This is a genomic window from Methylobacterium sp. E-016 (assembly GCF_022829745.1).
In the GTDB taxonomy this organism is placed as follows: Bacteria; Pseudomonadota; Alphaproteobacteria; order Rhizobiales; family Beijerinckiaceae; genus Methylobacterium.
The window spans coordinates 1-3676 of sequence record NZ_JAKSYF010000023.1; the positions used below are offsets into that span (position 1 = coordinate 1).

The 3676-nt window shown below is 69.7% G+C and carries 8 protein-coding genes; all 8 read left to right on the top strand.

What is annotated here, in order from left to right; genetic code table 11:
* Positions 1 to 475 (top strand): YidB family protein (locus tag MKK68_RS01355; RefSeq protein WP_313899207.1); only part of this gene is annotated, 475 nt, incomplete at its 5' end.
* A 111-nt stretch (positions 476 to 586) separates the two neighbouring features.
* On the top strand, positions 587 to 778 hold the full coding sequence (locus MKK68_RS01360) for a hypothetical protein (RefSeq protein ID WP_091713696.1): 192 nt from the start codon (positions 587 to 589) through the stop codon (positions 776 to 778).
* Between the two features lie 63 nt (positions 779 to 841).
* Positions 842 to 1204, top strand: coding sequence for a CsbD family protein (locus tag MKK68_RS01365; protein ID WP_244027927.1), 363 nt, complete (start codon positions 842 to 844; stop codon positions 1202 to 1204).
* Positions 1205 to 1250: 46 nt separating this feature from the next.
* On the top strand, positions 1251 to 1697 hold the full coding sequence (locus tag MKK68_RS01370) for a hypothetical protein (protein WP_244027929.1): 447 nt from the start codon (positions 1251 to 1253) through the stop codon (positions 1695 to 1697).
* 39 nt (positions 1698 to 1736) lie between these two features.
* Positions 1737 to 2102, top strand: coding sequence for a phage holin family protein (locus tag MKK68_RS01375; RefSeq protein ID WP_244027931.1), 366 nt, complete (start codon positions 1737 to 1739; stop codon positions 2100 to 2102).
* Positions 2092 to 2427 carry a DUF3618 domain-containing protein gene (locus MKK68_RS01380; protein WP_244027933.1) on the top strand — a complete coding sequence of 112 codons (336 nt, stop codon included), beginning with the start codon at positions 2092 to 2094 and terminating at the stop codon, positions 2425 to 2427. Before MKK68_RS01375 ends, MKK68_RS01380 begins: the two co-directional genes overlap by 11 nt.
* Positions 2427 to 3197: an aquaporin Z gene (aqpZ, locus tag MKK68_RS01385; protein WP_244027940.1), complete on the top strand. Its 771-nt coding sequence runs from the start codon at positions 2427 to 2429 to the stop codon at positions 3195 to 3197. The genes MKK68_RS01380 and aqpZ overlap by 1 nt, the downstream gene beginning before the upstream one ends.
* A 24-nt stretch (positions 3198 to 3221) precedes the next feature.
* Entirely contained in the window at positions 3222 to 3533 is a 312-nt protein-coding gene (locus MKK68_RS01390) for a hypothetical protein (RefSeq protein WP_244027942.1), read from the top strand.
* The last annotated feature ends 143 nt before the right edge of the window (positions 3534 to 3676 follow it).

Genomic DNA, 3676 nt, shown 5'->3' on the forward strand with positions numbered 1-3676 from the left:
GAGAACGAACATGAGTGACGGCTTTCCCTCCATGACCGCCTTGCTCGGCCTGCTCGCCGTGGCTGGGTTCCAGAACAAGGACAAGATCGTCGAGATGCTCGGCGGCAGTCATTCAGCGCCTCAAGCGGGGTCCGCGGCCGCGCCCGGCCAGGCCGGCCTCGGGGGCCTGCTCGGCAACATCGGCGGTGCGCTCGGCAGGGCCGGCGTCGGCAACGTGCTCGGCGGGGGCCTGAGTCAGATGGTCGAGAGCTTCCGGCAGAACGGCCACGGCGCGGCCGCCGATTCCTGGGTGAACCACGGTCCCAACCACGAGATCGCCCCGCCCCAGCTGCGCCAGGCCATCGGTCCTGATGTCATGGACGCCCTATCTCGGCAGACCGGGCTGTCGCACGATGAACTGCTTTCCAGGCTCTCCCGGGAGCTTCCCGCGGCGGTGGACCGCTACACCCCCGACGGCAGGCTGCCCGCCTTCTGAGGCGGCGCGCCTGAGACACCCCGCACGCCGGTCGGGATCCGTCCCGTCCGGACGCGCCGGTCGACACGACCGTAACGAGCACCGTGACGGTGCCATCCGAGGAAAACCACCATGGCCAAGACCGCGCACGACGAGGCCGCCAAGCACCACGAAGCCGCCGCCAAGTCGCACAAGACCGCAGCAGAGCACCACGAGAAGGGCGACGAGGAGAAGGCCGCCAAGCACTCCAAGGAGGCTCACGGCCACTCCGAGAAGGCGCACGAGAGCTCGACCAAGGCCCACGGCAAGAGCGCCAAGAAGTAACGCGACCTCATGCAACCGCCGGACGCGCATCCCGCGCGTCCGGCCTCACTCAGGAGAACACCTATGGACGAGAACCGCATCACCGGTGCCGCGAGGGAGTTCGGCGGCAAGGTCCAGGGCGCCGTTGGCGACGTGACCGGCGACCGTGAGACGAAGGCCGAAGGCGCCGCCAATGAAGCCAAGGGTAACGTCGAGAACCTGTACGGGCAGGCTAAGGACGCCGTCCGAGACGTGGCCGACCAGGCCGGCGATCTTGCGCAGGGCGCGCTGAAGCAGGGCCGCGATGCCTTCCCCGACGCCGAGCGCGCCTACCGCCAGGGCGCCGACACGGTCACGAGCTACGCCAAGGAGTCCCCGCTGATGATGGCGGCGATGGCGGGCGCACTCGGCTACCTCCTCGCGATGGTCGTCCACGGTCGCCGCTAGGTCGGTCCCCCGTTCCAACATCGTCCCGCAGGTCCGGAGCAGCACCATGAACGATCCGACCCGATCTGCGGGACCATCACCCGCCGCCGACGGCCCTATGCAGGCGGCGCGCTCGCCGGCGGGCCTGGCAGACGCCGTGCGTGATCAGGCGAGCGGCTATGCCGACCGGCGCAGGACCGAGGCGGCCAGCTTCCTGTCCGAGCTCGCCAGGGCGCTGCGTTCAGGCAGCGACGAGCTTGACGGACAGGCGCGGGCGAAGCCCTTCGTCCACACGGTCGCCGACAACCTCGACGCGCTCTCGGACCACGTCGCACGCCGTGGCTTACGCGAACTCCTTCGCGACGCCGAAGCGGTGGCGCGAGGCAACCCGCTGGCGACGGCCCTGGTGGCTGGTGCGCTGGGGTATGGCACTTTCCACCTCCTGCGGTCCGGGAACGGCGATGCGCTCAAGTCCCGTGGTGAGCCCAGGCAGCCCTGGGGCGGGTATCCGTGAGCGCCGTTCCCCCCGCCGTCCGGCGGGCTCCAGGGCCTGATGGCCGAGGCACTCCGAGGTGCCGGCGATGTCCTGCGGGGCGAGATCGCCCTGTTCCGTCAGGAGATGGCCGGCAACCTGCGCCGCCTGATCGTCGGCCTCGCGGCGATGGCCGCCGCAGCCGTGTTCGCCGTCGTCGGCTTCCTGGTCTTGGTCGACGCCCTGGTGAAGTGGCTCGCCACCATCGTCGGCTCGGAGGCGCTCGCCGCCCTGATCGTTGGCACCACCTTCCTCGTCATCGGCGTCGTCATGGCACTGATGGCCAAGGGCCGGTTCTCGGTCGACGGGCTCATACCGACCCGGACGGGCCGGCAGCTCCGGCAGGATGCCGTCGTCATCAAGGAGTACGTGACGCATGACGAGTGACGCAGATGGCTTGGAGCGTGAGATCGAAGCAAGCCGTGGCCGCCTGGACCGGACGCTGGGCAGGCTGACCCAGCTCCTCACCCCCACCGGGATCGTCGAGGACGTGCTCGGCACCGTCCGGCGCGACGCGACAGGGGCCGGCCTCTACGACGGCGCGCTGGAGGCGGTGCGACGGAACCCGGTGCCGGTGCTGCTGATGTGCCTTGGTGCCGTGATGCTGCTCAAGGGCATGGGGCCGCGTGCGTCGACGACCTACCGCGCCGTGCGCGATCCCGACCGGTACGCCGCGGCGGCGGTCACCTCCACCCCGATGGACTCCCGCTGATGCGTCCCTACCTCGCCGAGTTCATCGGCACCTTCGTCCTGGTGTTCAGCGGCTGCGGCAGCGCCGTCCTGGCAGCCGACCACATCGGCTACGCCGGGGTCGCCCTGTCGTTCGGCTTCGTCTTGATGGCGATGATCTACGCGTTGGGTCCGATCTCGGGCTGCCATCTCAATCCCGCTGTCACGCTGGGCCTGACCCTGAGCCGGAAGTTCGATGCCGCGCGCCTGCCCAGCTACATGGCCGCCCAGGTCCTCGGCGCGGTCGTCGCCGCCTCCCTCCTCTACGTCGTCGCGCAGGGCCATCCGGGCTTCGACGTCGCCTCGGGCTTCGCCGCGAACGGCTACGACGCGCACTCGCCGGGCTACTACAACATGACGGCGGCGTTCATCGTCGAGTTCGTGCTGACGGCGCTCCTCGTCCTGACCATCCTCGGGGCGACCGACCTGAAGGCGCCGGTTGGCTTCGCCGGGCTCGCCATCGGCGCCGCCCTGACCGTGATCCACCTCGTCTCGATCCCGGTGACCAACACCTCGGTCAACCCGGCCCGCAGCATCAGGCCGGCCCTGTTCGCCGGCTGGGACGCGGTGGGGCAGCTCTGGCTGTTCGTACTCGCCCCGCTCCTCGGTGGGGCGGCCGCGGCCGGGCTGTACGCGACGATGCGCGCCCTCGACCCCGTGGTGCAGATGCCCGTGCGGCAGGCGGTACAAGCCTTGTTGGCCGAGCTTGAGCAGCGCCTGGAGAAGGCCGGCATCAAGCCGACAGAGTTCTAGCACCACCACCGGAAGGGCCTGCCGATGCCGACCATGCGAACGCAAATCCATGCCAGTGGCAACGACGACCAGTGGTTCCTCTGCCAGGGTGACGATGCGGCTGACGTGTTCGTGTTCCACGAGCCGAACGAACCATCAGGTGGGGCTCCGTCCCGGATCGAACTTGCCGTCTTCCTCGCTTCCGGTAACGGATCGCCCGAGCACCGCGCGCTGCTGACGATGATTGGCTCGCTGGTCGAGGCGGGACATGCGGGCTCGGCCCCGGCCGTTCGCGGTCCCGAACCCGGAGCCGCCGGCGCCGAACCGACCCCGGGCGAGTCTGCCTCCTCGATCTGACACCAAACCCTCCAAGCCCGCGAGACCGCAATGGCTATCGACTATCGCTCGGAACTGCGCCGACCCCTCCCGTTCAGCCTCGCCGTCATCGCCGCGGTGCTGCTTCTCTGGCTGGTCGTGGCCTCTATCGCCGGCGCCAGGCA

What these genes read in the sequence shown, in the direction of transcription:
- MKK68_RS01360 (WP_091713696.1), top strand. Translation starts at nt 587, where the DNA reads ATGGCCAAGACCGCGCACGACGAGGCCGCCAAGCACCACGAAGCCGCC.
- MKK68_RS01365 (WP_244027927.1), top strand. Translation starts at nt 842, where the DNA reads ATGGACGAGAACCGCATCACCGGTGCCGCGAGGGAGTTCGGCGGCAAG.
- MKK68_RS01370 (WP_244027929.1), top strand. Translation starts at nt 1,251, where the DNA reads ATGAACGATCCGACCCGATCTGCGGGACCATCACCCGCCGCCGACGGC.
- MKK68_RS01375 (WP_244027931.1), top strand. Translation starts at nt 1,737, where the DNA reads ATGGCCGAGGCACTCCGAGGTGCCGGCGATGTCCTGCGGGGCGAGATC.
- MKK68_RS01380 (WP_244027933.1), top strand. Translation starts at nt 2,092, where the DNA reads ATGACGAGTGACGCAGATGGCTTGGAGCGTGAGATCGAAGCAAGCCGT.
- aqpZ (WP_244027940.1), top strand. Translation starts at nt 2,427, where the DNA reads ATGCGTCCCTACCTCGCCGAGTTCATCGGCACCTTCGTCCTGGTGTTC.
- MKK68_RS01390 (WP_244027942.1), top strand. Translation starts at nt 3,222, where the DNA reads ATGCCGACCATGCGAACGCAAATCCATGCCAGTGGCAACGACGACCAG.